This window comes from Allobosea sp. 05T422_2 (assembly GCF_056396265.1).
Map to the genome: position 1 here is coordinate 1 of NZ_JBFTLD010000142.1, position 16,045 is coordinate 16,045.

At 65.7% G+C, this 16,045-nt stretch carries 17 protein-coding genes; 8 read left to right on the forward strand and 9 right to left on the reverse strand.

Annotation, left to right across the window (positions count from 1 at the left end):
- The coding region (locus AC1DJT_RS22140; protein ID WP_476834869.1) for an SDR family NAD(P)-dependent oxidoreductase at nucleotides 1–683 on the reverse strand (683 nt) is incomplete at its 3' end.
- Between the two features lie 167 nt (nucleotides 684–850).
- Between AC1DJT_RS22140 and AC1DJT_RS22145 the strand changes: the two genes are divergently transcribed.
- On the forward strand, nucleotides 851–1,288 hold the full coding sequence (locus AC1DJT_RS22145) for a DUF1489 family protein (protein WP_113519247.1): 438 nt from the start codon (nucleotides 851–853) through the stop codon (nucleotides 1,286–1,288).
- 66 nt (nucleotides 1,289–1,354) lie between these two features.
- On the opposite strand, the gene panC is transcribed toward AC1DJT_RS22145, so the two are convergent.
- Complete coding sequence (gene panC, locus AC1DJT_RS22150; protein WP_476769102.1) at nucleotides 1,355–2,203, reverse strand: pantoate--beta-alanine ligase; 849 nt, start codon at nucleotides 2,201–2,203, stop codon at nucleotides 1,355–1,357.
- 102 nt (nucleotides 2,204–2,305) lie between these two features.
- Between panC and AC1DJT_RS22155 the strand changes: the two genes are divergently transcribed.
- Together AC1DJT_RS22155 and AC1DJT_RS22160 are read left to right on the forward strand one after the other, a co-directional pair.
- Nucleotides 2,306–3,058 carry a VWA domain-containing protein gene (locus AC1DJT_RS22155; RefSeq protein WP_476834870.1) on the forward strand — a complete coding sequence of 251 codons (753 nt, stop codon included), beginning with the start codon at nucleotides 2,306–2,308 and terminating at the stop codon, nucleotides 3,056–3,058.
- Nucleotides 3,055–3,768: a J domain-containing protein gene (locus AC1DJT_RS22160; protein WP_476769100.1), complete on the forward strand. Its 714-nt coding sequence runs from the start codon at nucleotides 3,055–3,057 to the stop codon at nucleotides 3,766–3,768. The genes AC1DJT_RS22155 and AC1DJT_RS22160 overlap by 4 nt, the downstream gene beginning before the upstream one ends.
- Nucleotides 3,769–3,813: 45 nt before the next feature.
- On the opposite strand, the gene AC1DJT_RS22165 is transcribed toward AC1DJT_RS22160, so the two are convergent.
- Together AC1DJT_RS22165 and AC1DJT_RS22170 are read right to left on the reverse strand one after the other, a co-directional pair.
- Nucleotides 3,814–5,505, reverse strand: coding sequence for an SPOR domain-containing protein (locus AC1DJT_RS22165; protein WP_441493241.1), 1,692 nt, complete (start codon nucleotides 5,503–5,505; stop codon nucleotides 3,814–3,816).
- A 96-nt stretch (nucleotides 5,506–5,601) separates the two neighbouring features.
- A complete protein-coding gene (locus AC1DJT_RS22170) occupies nucleotides 5,602–5,763 on the reverse strand; it encodes a hypothetical protein (RefSeq protein ID WP_476769098.1) in 162 nt (53 codons plus the stop codon).
- Between the two features lie 73 nt (nucleotides 5,764–5,836).
- Between AC1DJT_RS22170 and AC1DJT_RS22175 the strand changes: the two genes are divergently transcribed.
- Entirely contained in the window at nucleotides 5,837–6,178 is a 342-nt protein-coding gene (locus tag AC1DJT_RS22175) for a phasin family protein (protein ID WP_069880213.1), read from the forward strand.
- Nucleotides 6,179–6,412: 234 nt separating this feature from the next.
- On the opposite strand, the gene AC1DJT_RS22180 is transcribed toward AC1DJT_RS22175, so the two are convergent.
- Nucleotides 6,413–6,886 carry a GNAT family N-acetyltransferase gene (locus AC1DJT_RS22180; RefSeq protein ID WP_476769096.1) on the reverse strand — a complete coding sequence of 158 codons (474 nt, stop codon included), beginning with the start codon at nucleotides 6,884–6,886 and terminating at the stop codon, nucleotides 6,413–6,415.
- Nucleotides 6,887–7,015: 129 nt separating this feature from the next.
- Here AC1DJT_RS22180 and AC1DJT_RS22185 point away from each other — a divergent pair, with 129 nt between their 5' ends.
- Both AC1DJT_RS22185 and AC1DJT_RS22190 read left to right on the forward strand, forming a co-directional pair.
- A complete protein-coding gene (locus AC1DJT_RS22185) occupies nucleotides 7,016–7,564 on the forward strand; it encodes a GNAT family N-acetyltransferase (RefSeq protein ID WP_476769095.1) in 549 nt (182 codons plus the stop codon).
- A 253-nt stretch (nucleotides 7,565–7,817) separates the two neighbouring features.
- A complete protein-coding gene (locus AC1DJT_RS22190; protein WP_476834871.1) occupies nucleotides 7,818–8,591 on the forward strand; it encodes an LssY C-terminal domain-containing protein in 774 nt (257 codons plus the stop codon).
- 110 nt (nucleotides 8,592–8,701) lie between these two features.
- Here AC1DJT_RS22190 and AC1DJT_RS22195 read toward each other — a convergent pair whose 3' ends face one another.
- Complete coding sequence (locus tag AC1DJT_RS22195) at nucleotides 8,702–12,373, reverse strand: autotransporter outer membrane beta-barrel domain-containing protein (RefSeq protein WP_476834872.1); 3,672 nt, start codon at nucleotides 12,371–12,373, stop codon at nucleotides 8,702–8,704.
- Between the two features lie 388 nt (nucleotides 12,374–12,761).
- Between AC1DJT_RS22195 and AC1DJT_RS22200 the strand changes: the two genes are divergently transcribed.
- Complete coding sequence (locus AC1DJT_RS22200) at nucleotides 12,762–13,760, forward strand: sensor histidine kinase (RefSeq protein WP_476770930.1); 999 nt, start codon at nucleotides 12,762–12,764, stop codon at nucleotides 13,758–13,760.
- 252 nt (nucleotides 13,761–14,012) lie between these two features.
- Here the strand turns inward: AC1DJT_RS22200 and AC1DJT_RS22205 are convergent, their stop codons facing one another.
- Nucleotides 14,013–14,414, reverse strand: coding sequence for a PRC-barrel domain-containing protein (locus AC1DJT_RS22205; protein ID WP_476770931.1), 402 nt, complete (start codon nucleotides 14,412–14,414; stop codon nucleotides 14,013–14,015).
- Between the two features lie 532 nt (nucleotides 14,415–14,946).
- Here AC1DJT_RS22205 and AC1DJT_RS22210 point away from each other — a divergent pair.
- Nucleotides 14,947–15,339 (forward strand): hypothetical protein, encoded by a 393-nt coding sequence (locus AC1DJT_RS22210; protein WP_476776391.1) that lies wholly within the window; start codon nucleotides 14,947–14,949, stop codon nucleotides 15,337–15,339.
- A 114-nt stretch (nucleotides 15,340–15,453) separates the two neighbouring features.
- On the opposite strand, the gene AC1DJT_RS22215 is transcribed toward AC1DJT_RS22210, so the two are convergent.
- Nucleotides 15,454–15,621 carry a DUF1236 domain-containing protein gene (locus AC1DJT_RS22215; RefSeq protein ID WP_476770932.1) on the reverse strand — a complete coding sequence of 56 codons (168 nt, stop codon included), beginning with the start codon at nucleotides 15,619–15,621 and terminating at the stop codon, nucleotides 15,454–15,456.
- Between the two features lie 65 nt (nucleotides 15,622–15,686).
- Nucleotides 15,687–15,878 (reverse strand): hypothetical protein, encoded by a 192-nt coding sequence (locus AC1DJT_RS22220; protein WP_476770933.1) that lies wholly within the window; start codon nucleotides 15,876–15,878, stop codon nucleotides 15,687–15,689.
- Between the last annotated feature and the right edge of the window lie 167 nt (nucleotides 15,879–16,045).

Sequence of the window (16,045 nt, forward strand, 5' to 3'; positions counted from 1 at the left end):
GTGTGGGCGGCGATCTCGTCGGGCTGCATGATCCGGCCCGTCGGGGCGAAGACCGGCGAAACATGGTTCTGCCAGCCCGGCTCGCGCCCCTCGCGCTGCTGGGTCGCGTCCTCGTTCGCCGTAAAGGTCCAGCCAACATTCAATGCGTTGACCCGGATGCGTTCCTGCCCGAGCGCATCGGCGAGATTACGCGTCATCGTCGTCAATGCGCCCTTCGACATGGAATAGACCGTCAGGTCGCTCTGGCCGCAGAGCGCGTTGATCGAACCGACAGTGACGATGGCGCCTCCGGATTTCTGCAGGCGGAAGGCGGCGATCGCCGCCTCGGCGCACAGAAGCGGGGCGCGGGTATTGATCGCGAAGACATGGTCGAAGAAGGCGGCCGTGGTCTCGCCGATGACGCCGCGTGGATAGATGCCGGCATTGTTGACCAGCCCGTCGATGCGGCCAAAGGCCCCGACGGTGGCGTCGACGAGCACCTGGGCGGTGGCGGGCTCGGCGAGGTCGCCAGCCGCGCCTTGCGTGGAGGCTCCGAGCTTGGCGCAGGCGGCCGCCACATGTGCGTCGTCCTGGCCATGAACCAGGACTTTGGCGCCTTCGGCGACGAGACGCTCAGCCATCGCATAGCCGATGCCCGATGTGCTTCCGGTAACGAGAATAGCCTTGCCGGCAAGTCCACGCATGTTCTGGGTCTCCTTCTCCCGGTACTGAGGTATCGCGTCTCTCGGCTGTCGTCATCCCGGGTCAGCGCAAGCAGAGCCCGGAGACGGCTGAGAGCGGGCGATCCAGCCTCTGTGGAGAAACTCCGGCAACGCTGGCCCGGTTCGCCAGGGGGGATTAATATGCGGCCATGGCCTTGCACATGCTCAAACTCTGCGTCGGCGCCGAATCCATTCGCGATCTCGAGGAATGGGTCGAGGAGCAGATGGCGTTGATGCGCCGGCTCGGCCGCCGGGAAGAGCAGACCCATACCACCCGCATGGTGCCCAAGCGCATCGAGGAGATCGTCGATGGCGGCTCGCTCTACTGGGTGATCAAGGGGCAGATCTCGGCGCGCCAGCGACTGACGGATATCCGGCCTTTTACCGATGGCGAGGGGATCGGGCGCTGCCATCTGGTGATGGAGCCGGTGGTGATCCCGGTCGAGCCCCGGCCGTTCCGTCCCTTCCAGGGCTGGCGCTACCTGCAGCCCAAGGACGCCCCGCGTGACATCGGCCAGCATGGCGGCGACCTTGCCGAGATGCCCGAAGAGATGCGGCGCGAACTGGCTGGGTTGGGACTGCTCTAGGCTGGCGTTCTCTCGCGGAGCGGCCGGCTGCGCCCCCAAGGGCTGCTCGGGGTCCGGGTTAGCCCGTCACACGGAAATATTGTCGATCAGCCTCGTTCCGCCGAGGCGCGCCGCCACCAGCAGCCTGATCGGGCCGTCGGCCAGGCCGGTGACCGGGGCCAGCGTCTCGGCGTGGCGGGCCTCGAGATAGTCGAGCTCGAACCCGGCGGTGATGATCTCGCTTTGCGCCTGGCCGACCGCCTGGAAGAGCGGGTCCTCGTTGCGGATGCGCATGGCAAGGTTTTGCATGACATGGTGGAGCACGGGCGCCAGCGCGCGTTCCTCAGGGGAGAGGTAGCGGTTGCGTGAGGACATCGCGAGGCCATCCGGCTCGCGATGGGTCGGCGCGGGGATGATCTCGATGCCGAGATCGAGGTCCGCCGCCATCCGCGTCACCACCTTGAGCTGCTGGTAGTCCTTCTCGCCGAAGACGGCGCAATCAGCCCGGCTCTGGGTGAACAGCTTGCAGCAAATCGTTGCGACACCCTCGAAATGCGTCGGGCGGAAGCGATCGTCGAGGCCGACGGCGGCCGGGCCGAGCAGCAGCACGCGGCTGGCGAAGCCCGCCGGGTACATCTCCTCGACCGAGGGGAAGAAGATCGCGTCCGCCTGCGCCGCTTCCAGCAGGCTGCGGTCGGTGTCGAATGTGCGGGGATATTTCTTGAAGTCTTCGTGCGGGGCGAACTGGGTCGGATTGACGAAGATCGAGACGACAACGCGGCGCGCATGCTGCTGCGCCAGCTTCACCAGCGCGATATGGCCCTCATGCAGGGCGCCCATGGTCGGCACCAAGGCGATCCTTTCGCCCGCTGCGTGCCAGCCCGCCACCGCCCGGCGCAGGTCCCGGACCGTCTCCACCACCGCCACCTGCGTCATCGGTTCTCTCTCCATCGGCCGGAGACGGGTAGCAAATGCCGGAGCGATGGCCAATATCAGGTTTGGATTCGAGTTTGGCAGCGTGATGCGCCCGGGACCCTGATGACGCGAGAGACCGACAAGGCTGTAGGCAAGGCGGCGGGCGTTTCGCCCAATGCGCCACAGGCCGGCCATTCCGCGCCGGGAGAGATCGACAGGTTCCTCGGCGCCGCCAAGCAGCTCGCACCGCTTGCGACCGGGCAGGCCGGTCGGCTCGTCTTCGCGCTCGACGCCACGATGAGCCGTCAGCCGACCTGGGACCTCGCCTGCTCCCTGCAGGCAAGAATGTTCGAGGTCGCGGCCGGCTCCGGCGGGCTCGCTGTGCAACTCGTCTATTTCCGCGGCTTTGCCGAATGCCGCGCCTCGGGCTGGATCGGCGAACCGCGCCGCCTGACCGGGCTGATGACGCAAATTGCCTGCGAAGGCGGGCAGACCCAGATCTCGCGTGTGCTCAGGCACGTCCGCGACGAGGCCAGGGTAGTGCCGGTGCGCGCCTTCGTCTTCGTCGGCGATGCGATGGAGGAGGATGTCGACACGCTCGCCACCCTTGCCGGCGAACTCGGCCTGCGCGGCATTCGCGGCTTCATGTTCCAGGAGGGGGGCGATCCTGCGGCAAGCGCTGCCTTCGCCTCCATCGCGCGGCTGACCGGTGGCGCCTATGCGCGTTTCGACGCGACTGCGCMGGGCTCGCTGCTCGATCTGCTGCGCGGCGCTGCCGCCTATGCCAGCGGAGGACGCGAAGCGATGCTGAAGCTTGCCGGTGCGAGCCCCGCCGTGAAGGGCCTGCTCGCCGCCATGGATGGAGGCCGTCGGTGACGCTGCTCTACGGCATCGCCGTCGTGATCCTGCTCTGGTGGGTTTCGAAGCTCTTCACCGGGGCCAATCCGCAACTGCTGGCGAAGGCGCTGAAGACGCTGGGTGGCGTTCTCTCGCTTGGCGTGGCGGCTCTCATGATGCTGCGAGGCCGGCTCGACATGGCGATCTTCGTCGGCGGTATCGGAGCCTGGCTGCTCGGCTGGAGTGCCTATGGGCCCGGCGGAATGCGCTTTCCCTGGAGCGGCGGGGCCCGGGAGACACCGGGCGCGCGCTCGCGTGTCTCGTCGACATTGCTGGAGATGGAACTCGACCATGATAGCGGCGGCATGACCGGTAAGGTCAAGGCCGGCGCTTTCGCCGGCCGCGATCTCGATGCGCTGAGCCTCGACGAGATCGCCCGTCTGATGCGGGACTGCCTGGCGGGGGACCCGGAGGGAGCGCGGCTGCTAGAGGCTTATCTCGACCGCCGGACGCCCGGCTGGCGTGAACACGCTGATGGTCACCGCGACGCGGGGCAGGGCGGCGCGACGCGCCCGGGCGCGATGACGCAACAGGAGGCCTACGAGATCCTGGGGCTTCAGCCTGGGGCGGGCGAGGAGGCGGTCCGCGAGGCCCATCGAGCCCTGATGAAGCGGATCCACCCGGACGCCGGAGGCACCAGCGGGCTTGCTGCTCGCGTCAATCAGGCCAAGGATGCTCTGCTGAAGTGAGATTCCGGGCTGGAACGACATGGCTGAGGTCCTTTCCCAGTTCGTTCAGCCGCGGATCGCGAAGCAGGAGAAGCCGTCGCGCTTGAGCTTGGCGCAGGCGTTCTGAGCGTCCTTCGGATCCTCGAAGCCGGCGAAGCGGGCGCGGAAGAGCGTGGTGCCGCCCTTCTCGACCTTCTCGGTGAAGGGGGATGCCTCGGCGAGCGGGCCTGCGGCCTTGGCGCGGGCCTTGGCCAGGATATCCTTGGCCTTGGCTTCGTCATCGGTGGCGCCGAGCTGGATCACCCATTTGCCGGATGGGATCGCGGTTGAACCGCTGCGTGCATCGCTCGCCTTGTTGCTGTCCTGGGCCTTGGCGAGCGTCGTGGTGCCGGCAGAGGGAGCCTTGGCCTGGGCGATGGCCGGGGCGACTTCAGGCTGGCGCAGTTCGACCTTGGCGGGCTCGGGAGCCCGGGCGACGGGCTTTTCTTCAGGTTCGGCAACCTTTGCAATCGACGAGGTGACATCGACATTCGCCGGGGGGCGCAGGATCTTGCCGTCGACCGGCGGGGCGCCGATCGACCAGCGCATGGCCGAGGGTGTGGTCGTCGCGGTGACCGGACGCATGCCGGAGAGCGGCAGCGGCTGAGCGCCGAGATTGATCGGGCGCGGCGGCGCGATCGGTGTGGTGGTGGTCGCGGCATAGGCGCGGGCAGCCGCCGGGACTTCCGGCTCGCTCTCGACGCGCGGACGCGGCACCGGCCTTGGCGCGGGCTCGCTGGCGGCCGCATGCTGGACGGGAGCCGCGGCAACCTGGGTCGCCTGATGCGGACGCTCCTGCGCCGGCTCGGCCTCGGCGACCATCGGGGCGGACCGTCCGCCGGCCGCGGCGCGCGGCAGATTGGCGGCGACCAGGTCGGCCATGATCTTGTCGCGGCTGGCGCCCGAACGGCCGCCGAGCACGACCGAGACGATCTGGCGACCATCCGACTTGGCCGATGTCATCAGGTTGAAGCCCGAAGCGTTGGTGTAGCCGGTCTTGATGCCGTCCACGCCCTCGACGCGGCCGAGCAGCTTGTTGTGGTTGCGATAGGCGCCGCCCGCATAGTTGAACACGCGGGTCGAGAACATCGGGTAATAGCGCGGGAAGCGTTCCTGGATCGCGCGGGCGAGAATGGTGAGGTCGCGCGCCGTCGTCAGGTTCGGCGGATTATGCGGCAGGCCATGCGGGTTGTAGAAGCTGGTCCGGCTCATGCCGAGCGAGCGGGCGCGCGCCGTCATCATCCGTGCGAATTCGTCCTCGGAGCCGCCGACATTCTCCGCGACCGCCATGGCGACGTCATTGGCCGATTTGGTGATCAGCGCCATGATCGCGTCGCGCACCTCGATCGTCTCGCCGGGCGCGAAGCCGATCTTGGAAGGCGCCTGACGCGCCGCGTAGGACGAGACCGTCAGCTCGGAGTTCATGTTGAAGCGGCCGCGCTCGAGCTGCTCGAACAGCAGATAGAGCGTCATGACCTTGGTGAGGGAGGCGGGGATGCGCGGGGCATCCTCATTCGCCGCGTGCAGCGTGCGACCGCTCTTCACGTCGACGACCATCGCCGCATAGGGCGGCGTATAGCCACCGCCCACATGGCGCCGCTTCTTGCGTGCGGCCTCGGCAGGGGACGCGGCCACGCTGAGCGCGACGGCGACAACACCGATCAGTCCGACAAGTGCGCGAAGACGCACGCGCCGGGAACCTACGCTACCAGAACTCATGCAACCCGCCTCAACCCAGTACTACTGTTCCCCGGTCTCCGCGGCGTCTGGCGACGTGGCGCGAAGGACACAGTTGGGAAGGTTAGGATGATGGGGTTACGGAGCCGTTAAACGGCGAAAGATCGTGATCCGATCCCGCTCCCGGATGGGCTCCGGGCGGAATGGCATTACCCAGCGTTTGATGCATTGCAGCGCGGCCTTGACTTTTATGTTGCGCTGCACAATATACAGGAAGTCCCCGGTGGTGAACAGTTTCATCAGGCCTTGGGGCGTGGAAACAGGGCCTACGGGCTCGCCAGCAAGGAGGCAACGCTAACGCGTTGTGGGAAGAATGATCCAGCAGTTCGAGACGATCCAGAAGGCTTCCAAGGATAACGTTGATGCGGCTCTGAAGGCCTTCGGCGTCACCTCGAAGGGCGTGCAGACCATTGCCGTCGAAGCCACCGACTATGCCAAGAAGTCCTTCGAGGCCGGCACTGCMGCCATCGAGAAGCTGGCTGGCGTCAAGACGCTCGACAAGGCGCTTGAGATCCAGGCCGACTTCATCAAGACCTCGTTCGAGGGCGCCGTTGCCCAGATGACCAAGATGGGCGAGCTCTACAGCGCCCTGGCCAAGGACGCCTACAAGCCGTTCGAAGGCATCGTCGCCAAGGTCACCCCGACCGCTAAGTGATACCGGGCCTGCTGCCGCGCCGCCTCATAGCGGCGCGCTGCGGGCAGATAGCGTTGAGTTTCGGAAAGCCCGGCCATCTGGTCGGGCTTTTTCTTTGCGGAGGCGCGAAAGCTCCCGATCTCGCTGGACGGGACGGGAGCACGCCTGATGGAGTCCCGCTTTGAGTGCAGATCAGGCAGATCGCCTCTGAGCGCGACCAACCTCCGAAGGGGAGAGGGCCTTGGCGCCCGCGCCTTATCGAGAGTGCGAGAGGATGTTCAGGCCCGCGACATTCGCCTCGATCTGTTGCCAGCCCAGGGGAAAGTAGAAGGGCGTGTTGTCAGGCGTCGCGCAGAGATAGACCGTTGGAAAGCCCGCCTCGAAAGCCCTTGCCGCCGCGGCCCGCACCAGTGCCGCTCCTACGCCCCGGCGGCGCTGCGCGGGATCGACCCACAGCGCCGCAATCCAGGGGCTGTACCCGGGMCGTTCGTCCATATCGTTGTCGATCAACGACACCGTTCCGAGAAACCGTTCGCCCGCGGCAGCGACAAGCGCAGCCGGGATGATTTCGGGTCCGAGGCTTTGCCGAACGCGGTCGTCGATCTGCTCGAGGAGGTATCCCTCGTCGCGCCACCATGCCTTCCAGATCCGGTCGGACACCGCCTCGCGGAAATGTGGCCGTTCGCTCAGCGCCGTAATCTCGATGGTCTGGTCAGTCGTCGTCATCATCGCACCGGCTTTTCCAAGGGGCAGTTCGCAATGGCAAGCCAAAGGCGGTCGCGCTATGGGAGAAGGCGAAGTTACGCTGGCCACGCGGGCGGCCAATGTACGGAACCGGACTGCGGGATGCCTCACGACATGATCGTTACCGGCGCCGGTGCCTGCAACACCTTCGAGACCGAACGACTCTTGCTTCGTCCGCGTACGCTGGCCGACACCAATGATTGCCTCTGCATGGATCGTGAGCCGGAGGTCACCCGCTTCGTCAGCGGTCCATGGTCCGACCCATCCGCCCACCGGGAATTCATCGAGAATCGGACGTCCGGCCCGTGGCTGCCAGGCATGGGCTACTGGACGATCGTGCTGCGCCAGGAGCCTGCCGTTTTCGTCGGATGGGTGCTCTTGATTCCCGTCGACGCAGTCGGACCGGACATCGAGATTGGCTGGCGGCTTCGCCAGCGGTTCTGGGGTCAAGGATTGGCCACGGAAGCCGCGCGACCCGTTCTGACCCACGCCTTCGAGGTGCTGAAGCTCTCGGAGGTCGTTGCGGAGATCGACCGCGAGAATCTCGGTTCCCTGCGGGTTGCGGAGAAGATTGGATTGAAGCAGCGGGGGGCCGCGCCGCATTCGGCAAAGCCCGCTGTCCGGTATTCACTGACCTTCGGCGAAGCTGCAACGGCTTCCTAGCGCCCTCGACCGCCGTGATTGGGGATGGCGGCCGAAGCGAAGAGCCATGTCGACCTTGTCGTCAAGCAGGGCGTAATCGTCGCCGATCMGGTTCGGGCTCCCTGATCCCAGTCAACAATCCCAGCCCGGCTTTCGTATCATTCTTCCCTCCGGTCATGAACCGTCGGATGATGACCTGGAAATCCAGGCCGAGACGATGTCCGGTGCCCCTATGACCGAACCGACGACGGAGAGGCGAAGGAAGCGGCGAGCTGTGAAGCTCCTTGCTGCGACCCTCATTCTCTATCTCGGCGTCAGCTATCTCATTCTGCCCGCGGTCTGGACGCGCATCGAGCGAGAGCCGGAGCTGTCAACACGGACGATGTTGACCGCGAATGCGCAGGGCATCCCGGGCGATCCGATCAATGTCGGCCTGATCGGAACGCGTGACGATGTCGTGCGTGCGTTTCATGCGGCCGGTTGGTATCCCGCCGATCCGGTCACCCTGCGGACCAGCCTGGAAATCATCGGGAGCGTCCTGCTCGACAGGCCCTACAAGACCGCGCCGGTCAGCCCTCTCTACTTCGAAKGACGACGCGAGGACCTGGCATTTGAAAAGCCGGCGGGCGGCAGTGCCGATCGCCGTGAGCACGTGCGGCTCTGGCAGACGCTTGCAAACGGAACTGATACGCGTCCTGTCTGGCTCGGCTCGGCAACATTTGACAGCGGGGTCACGCTCAGCCGCGACACCGGACAGGTTACACACCGCATTGCCCCCGCTATCGACGAAGAGCGCAACAGGCTGATCGAGGGGCTGAACAGAGCTCGCATGGTGGTCGGCATCGATCAGATGAAGGGCATTGGCCCGACGCTGACTGGCCGCAACGCTGAGGGCGACCCCTATTATTCGGATGGCGAGATTTGGATAGCCCGCCTCGTCACCGCTGGTAGCGAGGCAGCCAAGCCTGCCGAGATCACGGCGCCACCTCCCCTGATACAGCTGAAGGATGCCGCATTCTCTCTGGGGTCTCGCCTCCTTGCTGATTGACAAGGCTTCGTGTCGGGAGAGGCGCACCATCCTGTCCCGGCGATGTGCTGCGCCGGTTGCAATGCGCGGCTGCTCCGTCGCGGAGCCGCGCACTTCAAAGCTTGCGCCTGTCAGAACCTGACGTCGAGCCTGCCCTTGAGCGCATGATCGCGGGCGTTGTCGCCCAGTGCGGCGCTGTAGCTGACGCCGAGCGTGGCGGTGGCGGTTGCGCGCCAGGCGAGGCCGGCCTCGGCCACCAGGGCGTTGCGGGCAAGCGGGGCGGCGTAAGTCTGAAACGGTGTTGCGGCACCGATGAAGACAAGCTTGGCCGCGGGGGTGGTGTCGCCGAAGGCATGGCGCCAACCGAGCATGCCGCGGGCCAGCAGCGGCGTCGCGCCGAGCTGCATCTCGGCCCGCAGCCCGAGCGTCGAGAAGCCGAGGTGCTGATCCCGGCCGAGTACCTGCAGTGCGGTCGGGCCACCTGTCTCGGCGTCGCGGCTGGTGCGGACCGTGACGGCTGCGATCTGCGCGAAGGGCTCGAACGAGACCGGCCCGTAGGGCAGGGCGTAGCCGATCTCGGCGAAGGCCTGKGCGGTCGCGCTGCGGCCATCGAAGCGCAGCACATCGGAGATSCCGGGCAGTGTCACCCGGCGCGTTACGTCGAGATCACTCCACGCATAGGCCGCGCCGGCCCGCAGCGAGACCGCCCCGAAACGCATGCCGCCATAGAGCGCGCCATGAGCGCTGCCCAGTTCTCCGCTCGAGCGGCGCCCATCGACATCGAAATCGGTGCGCGTATAGCCGCCGGCGATGCCGAAGCGCCATTGCCCGGCATCGCTCCAGGTCGAGTTGAGCTCGGCGCCGAACAGCATGCCACCGCCGCGCCGGTCGAGCGAAGCCGCGTTGCGGTCTCCGTCCGTGCGTCCCTGCGCTCCGATCGCCTCACCCCAAAGCGTGAAGCGTTCCATGGCGAGGCGCGGCGCCGGCAGAGCCGTGCCGGCCGATCTGCCGCGCGCGTCGGCGCTGAAGGCGCCGTCGACCATGCCGCCGGACGTGCCGCCGGCCAGGGGCCAGCGCAGCCGGTTGAGGATGGATTCGCGGATGAGATGGCTGTCCTCGATCGCGACGCTGACTGCTTGCGCGTGGATCTCGCCCGAGAGCGCATCGAAGCCGGCGCGGGCGTCGGCGACACTTGCCGTGAGCAGCGCATCGTAGACACGATGGCCGGCGCCCAGCGCTTCGGCCGCTCCCGCGGCACCGGCCTGGTTGCGGGTCAGGGCGACCTGCGGAAAGGCGATCGCGTTGCGATCGAGCGTCAGCGCCACGTCATTGGCGCCATAGGCCAGGCTTGGGGTCAGGAAGGCAAAATTGGAGGTCACCGCGGCGAACTGGCCGATGACCCCGCCCTGCGCCKTCAGGATGGTGTAGCGCGTCGAGGCGCCATACCCGCCTTGTTGCGCCAGGAGCTGCACCGTTCCTCCGGACACGGTCGMGGTCCCGGTGGCGGCGATCCTGTCGGACTGGCCGGCGGCATTGACCTCGAGCTGATAGGTCGAGCCGGGAGCGAAGGAGATGTTGCCGGCMACGKTCARSGTGCCGATCGAATTGCCCGGTGCGACCGTGCCGGCATGGCCGACAATGACGCTCCCGACCGTGCCGGAACCGCCGAGCGCGCCRCCGGCCAGCGTGATSGCGGAGCCCGTCAGCGAGCCGTTGACCGTGAGCAGRCCCGACAGCACCGAGGTCGCCCCGGTATAGCTGCTGTTCCCCGTCAGAATGAGCCGGCCGGAACCCTGCTTGGTCAGCGTCCCCGTGCCCGAGATGTTCGCGGCGAGCGTGGCGGTATCGACAAAATCCGCGACGATGGCGCCGTCATTCAGGATCGCGCGCGTGTCGATCGCGCCCGCGCGCCCGCCGGTGCCGAGATTGAGCACGGAGGTATCGCTGATCTCCACCCAGCCGGCCTTGACCGTGCCGCCATCCGCAGCAGTGAGCATGGCGGTGGTGGCGCCGCAGCCGCAGCCATAACCGACGAAGAGGCCGTCGACCACGTTGAGCTGGGAGCCTGCGCCCGTGACCGTCACAGTGGCGCTGGCGAGGCCCAGCCCGGCATCGGAATCGTAATAGAGGTTGCCGTTCAGATTGACGATGCCACCGTCGGAAACGACGAGCGCGCCGGTTCCATTGGACCATTTGGAGCCGATGAACATGTGCTGCTCGACATTCCAGACCGAGCCGGCTCCGGTCACGCTGACGGTCGACGAGGTCCCATGCCCCTCGATGAGCGCGCCCGCCTTGCTGTTCATCACGCCGCCGCCGCTGATGGTCAGGGTCGCGGCAGCAGGACCGCCGACATCCGTGTAGCCCTCGTTGGTGACGCTGGAATTTGCCCCCGAAACCTCCATGGCGGATTTGATCGCCAGGTACCCCATCGGGTCCACCAGCTTCAGCGTTCCGCCATTGCTGACCCGGAGCAGGCCGCTCGACACTTCGTTCCAGCCCATTGCCCAGCCGGCCGGATCGCCGACCGTGAGCGAACCGCCCTTGATCTCGAGCGTCGGGCTCGCGCTGCCGCCGAGGGTGAGCGCGCCCCCGATGACATTCTGCGCTCCGGTCAGCGACAGGGTGCCGGCGCCGTTCACAAAGAGAGAGCCCGGGCCGGAAATCTGACCCGAAAGGGTCAACACGCCGCTGGTGTCGATCGTGCCGCCGGCTGCGCCCAACGTCACATCCCGTGCCGAGGTGAAGCTGCCGGTGGTTTTGAGTGTGCCACCGTTGAGGGTCAGCCCCCCTGAGACCGCACCGAGATTGGCGTCGCGGCTTATGGACAGAACGCCTCCGTTGATGTTCGTCCCGCCGCTATAGGTATTCGTCCCTGTCAGGATGGTGACCCCGGCCTCGATAAGAAGCGCGCCGGCGCCTGTGATCTTGGGCGCGAACGTGTAGGCCGTAGAGGTATGGTTGAAGACAATGCGTCCCGTGGCTGCGCCGAATGCGACTTCGGCCGCGAGAAGGCTCCCGACCGCCGCCGCCGGTTGGCCGGACGCGGCACCAATGTTCAATGTGCCTGTACCGCCATAAGTGCCATTGGAGGCGACTCCAAGGATGCCCCCGCCACCTTCAACGGAAACGGTGCCTCCGGCCCGAATGGTGAGCGTCCCGTCGCCGAAACCGCCGACATACATGAACGAACTGCTGCTCAGGGACGATCCGGCCCCTGTGACCGTCACCGAGCCCGCGGCACGATGGGAGGGGCCGGCGGCGTTGCCTATGACAACGGAATCAAACGAGACAGTCCCTCCTGCTTCTATGAGCAGCGAGCCAGTGCCAGAGTGTCCAACATCGAGTTGTCCACTGCCGCTGAGGGATGATCCAGTCCCCGTCACGCTGACTGAGCCGTTACCGCCGACGGCTACGCCGATGCGGACAATTTCGGAGCCCACGCTGACGGTACCGCCGCCCGCAATGGTCAGCGCGCCAGTGCCTGTTTGACCAATGTTGAGGAAGCCGCCCGGAGTCCAATGCGGCAGCGGATTGGGCGATGGAAGAGGCGAAACATCGCCCGTCACCGTCACGGATGGCGTTTGCGCGGCAGCTCCCAGCGGCAGGCCGGCGAGCCAGGTGACGAGAGACAGCGCCGTGGTCGCCGGGAAGGACGCAGCGCGGCGGCCCGGCCGCGCGTGTCCGCGTGCCTGCAGGCCGGATTGTTGCCGGCCACGAGCCGCATCTTCGATCAGTCGCAGGATGGCGAGCGGCGCTCGCGCTCCGCGCCCCACACCGGCCGCCCTCTGCACTCGCCTCATCTAGCCCCCCGGCGCCGCGGACAAGATCGAGACGCACCCGCAATGCATGCCCGACCGTGAGAGTTAGGGTAGCGGCACTCTCGCGACAATACGGCATTCGCCGTAGATGCCGCGGAAAAGTTGTATAACTCAGATGTTAAATGACGCAGCGTCCTGCCGTGTGGGCGCTGGAGCAGAACGCGGTCGGCTGGGCGAGAGTCAGTGTGCTGCGCCGCCGGCGCCGTCCCAGGGCATGCGAACCTMCGCTGGCGGTCGTCAGAGCGCAACTGCTAGGTTGTTGGGGAGGCGATATTCCCCTGAACAATGGTCGCAGTCTGCCCTTAAGGCTTAGAGAACTCCGGCCTCCGCTGCTACGATGCCCACCCGCGTCCGCTCACCGAGTGTCATTATGCCCACCAGCAACCCTCTGTCGTGGAGCGCTGAGAGCCTCCGTCGCGCTATCGGCGCGGCCGGGGTGGCCCTTTGGTCGTGGAACGTGGAGACCGACCGGTTCGCCATGGACGAACGGGGATATGCCTTATGGGCAGTGCAGGACGACAGCATCCCGGTAAAGTTCGAGGATCTCTCAGCCCGAATTCACCCCGCCGACCGGGATCGGGTACGGAGCGCGTTCACGGCGACGCGGGCGATCGTCGGCTCCTATGAAATAGATTTCCGCATTATTATCGATGAGGAAATCCGATGGATCTCCGCTCGGGGCATTGGCGACGATTCGCATCTGCACAATGGCATTGCCTACGGCATCTTTCTTGATGTGACGGGGCGCAAGCAGGCGGAGGAAGGCCATGAGCTTCTCGCCGGGGAGATGAGCCATCGCGTCAAGAATCTGCTGTCCATTGCCTCGGGGCTGACCCTGATCTCGTCGCGGTCCACGACGACCGCCAAAGAGATGGCCACCGAATTGACCGGGCGCCTGGCGGCACTTGGCCGAGCCCACGATTTGGTGAGACCGCTCCCGGGCCACCAAGGCCATGCGGCTCTGCTCGGCGACCTGTTGTCGATCCTGCTGTTTCCTTATGAGGACCTGGGCGCCTTCAGCGGGCGCATCCGCGTCGCGGTGCCGCGCATGGGCGTTGGTGAGAGTGCGGCGACCACGCTGGCCCTTATCATCCATGAGCTCGCGACCAACTCGTTGAAATATGGCGCGCTGTCGGCCGAGACCGGCACCCTGGACGTTTCGGGTTGCTCTGACGACGAAGAGATCAAGATCATCTGGACGGAGCGGGGAGGCCCTGCCGTCGAACCTCCGAACGGCGCCGGTGGTTATGGTAGCCGCCTCGTGGTTCGCAGCATCTCAGGGCAATTGGGGGGCTCGATCGACTACAATTGGTCCCTCGAGGGGGTCATTGTCACGCTGCGGATCAAGGCGGCGAAGCTCGCTGACTAGGTGTTGCGACGCACGGCTGCGATGACTCGCGCCGCAGGTAGGCCGTCCGTGTCTTTTACGGCAGGTGCGTTCTCGCGTGCCGGGCGATCGCCCGACCGCGAGATATCGATGACGTGTGCCGCCCCTGCAGAAATCAGGTTCAGCTTCGGGTCACTGGCGCGCCGTGCGCGCTGCTGAACGGTGAGGGATTTCCAAGAAGCGGACATTGCGCCGGAACGGCAGCGAGGCGACCRCGGGCTGACTTCAGCTCGCTCACTTCGCGAAGCGGCCTTCATACTTGAACGGCGGGGCCGCCTTCAGCTGTTCCTTGGTGGCGTTGATCCGGGCGTTCCATTTCTTGTCCGACGCATTCCAGGTGACGGCAAGGGCGCTGGGACTGACCGCAACATAGTGCTTGCCCATGCCGAGCAAGCCGCCGACAGACAGGATGTAGGAATCAAAGCCGTTGCCGGCGATGACGAAATCCTCGATCTCGCCAACGCTTTCGTCACCAGAGTTCCTGACGTCGAGACCCTTGAGACTGCTGACGAGCGCCGAAGACTCCTCGACAGAAACGAATATCTTTGGCTCCGCCGGTGCAGGGACGGGCGCCGTCTGGGCGATGGCGGTGCCGGTAAGCAGGGTGGCAGCGAAAGTAAACGCGATGGCGCGCATGTTCGGAAGGTCCTTCTCTTTGGTTCGCAGCCTGAACTGCTGCGGCAGGATGGAATGGGAATTCCGAGCACCCCAATCTGTTCCTCAGGGCGCAAACTCCGCGGGAAGAGACGGTGTCCACGGGCTGTGAGAGCGGTTGGGGGAGGGAGCCAATCACGACGGTGCAATCACGACGGTGAAAGTGCAGGAACTGATTCGGTTGACCCCACTTCCGGCCGCAGTCGCCGCCGCCTGTCGATATGCGCGTCAGGCGGCGATATGCTGATGTGGCAGCGGCAACGCGCGACGCCGGCGCTTCGCCGCACAGCCTTACCTGTAGCGGTAATATCCGGAGTCGTGTGCCCGGCGCCCATAGGCGCGCGCGTGTGGAGGGGGGGCGCCGTAGTGTCGACCGTAGCCCCGTCCACGCTTCCAGTGGGGAGACCCGTGCCAGCCCTTATGGCCCTTATACCCGTGGCCGCCATGCTTGATCTGCTCGATGTGATTTTGGCCCTCGATCGCCGTCAAACCCGCGACCGGAGTGGCCAGCGCCATGGACGGCGAAATTGAGCCGAAGCCCAGCGCGGCAGCCGCAACAAGGATGAACTTTCGCATCGGTGTCTCCCAGGAAATTGCTGAAGTGCGGAAGGGAAAGGAAGCAGGTGCGTGGACAAGCCGAGGATCATCCACGGCGGAGCGCCGGTCATACTCAGCCGCAGATGCGCGAGCGCCGCACAACGACCTCGCCAAAGCGGTTGACGCGACGCTTTTCCACCAACCGACAATCCGCGTAGCGCTCGCGGATGACCCGACGCTCGCCATACGCTCGGCGCTCGCGATATCGGGGGGCGTCATAGCCGGGCCGGTMAATTCCCATATCGAGCCGTACCTGAGACTGGGCTGGCGCGCCGAGCATCGCGGTCGCGGCAATGCCGGCAGCCATTAACAGTGTCCGTATCAAAGCGTATCTCCCCCAGAATATTGTGATGACGTCAGACTTGGGCTTGTCCGGGAAATGCAAAGACAGGAGCCCACCCAGGAAGGGTGGGCTCCTTCTCGATCATTCGATGATCTGCACGATCTTGCGGGTTTTCGGCTCGACGAGGACGGTCTGATCGTTGATCACCGTGTAGCGATATTCGGTTTTGCCGTAGCGAGCGGGAACTTCGCGATAGGTCACGGTGTCGGGCAATGTCGCGCCGACGACGACCTTTTCGCGATAAGCCACCGAAGGGACCTTCTGCTGCGTCACATAGGTCCGGAACTCGGTTCTCTGGTCCGCAGCGATACCTCCTACGATCGCGCCAGCCGCGGCGCCGCCGACCGCGCCAACGGCTGCACCGGCAGGTCCCCCGACAATTGCGCCTCCACTGCGCCAGCGCCAGCGCCCGTGGCGGCGCCCGCTGCCGCACCAGAGTTCGACTGTGCAAATGCGGTCACCGGAACGACGGCGAGAGCGGCGATAAGAACAAGATTCTTGATCATGGTTCTTTCCTTTTCATGGGGCTCGGTTTTGGCCCCAGCTGAAAAGGTAAACGTGCGGGTAAGGCAAGATGTTCCATGAATAACTGTTCATGATGACATGTTTAGCAGCGCCTTATTATTTATCTATTCGGAAGCGCGATCACGCCCGCGATGGGCATGTCTGCTCG

Excerpts from the sequence above, each read along its gene's own strand:
- AC1DJT_RS22145 (WP_113519247.1), top strand. The coding sequence starts at position 851 with ATGGCCTTGCACATGCTCAAACTCTGCGTCGGCGCCGAATCCATTCGC.
- AC1DJT_RS22185 (WP_476769095.1), top strand. The coding sequence starts at position 7,016 with ATGATCGTTACCGGCGCCGGTGCCTGCAACACCTTCGAGACCGAACGA.
- AC1DJT_RS22205 (WP_476770931.1), bottom strand. The coding sequence starts at position 14,414 with ATGCGCGCCATCGCGTTTACTTTCGCTGCCACCCTGCTTACCGGCACC.
- AC1DJT_RS22170 (WP_476769098.1), bottom strand. The coding sequence starts at position 5,763 with ATGAAACTGTTCACCACCGGGGACTTCCTGTATATTGTGCAGCGCAAC.
- panC (WP_476769102.1), bottom strand. The coding sequence starts at position 2,203 with ATGACGCAGGTGGCGGTGGTGGAGACGGTCCGGGACCTGCGCCGGGCG.
- AC1DJT_RS22220 (WP_476770933.1), bottom strand. The coding sequence starts at position 15,878 with ATGATCAAGAATCTTGTTCTTATCGCCGCTCTCGCCGTCGTTCCGGTG.
- AC1DJT_RS22165 (WP_441493241.1), bottom strand. The coding sequence starts at position 5,505 with ATGAGTTCTGGTAGCGTAGGTTCCCGGCGCGTGCGTCTTCGCGCACTT.
- AC1DJT_RS22200 (WP_476770930.1), top strand. The coding sequence starts at position 12,762 with ATGCCCACCAGCAACCCTCTGTCGTGGAGCGCTGAGAGCCTCCGTCGC.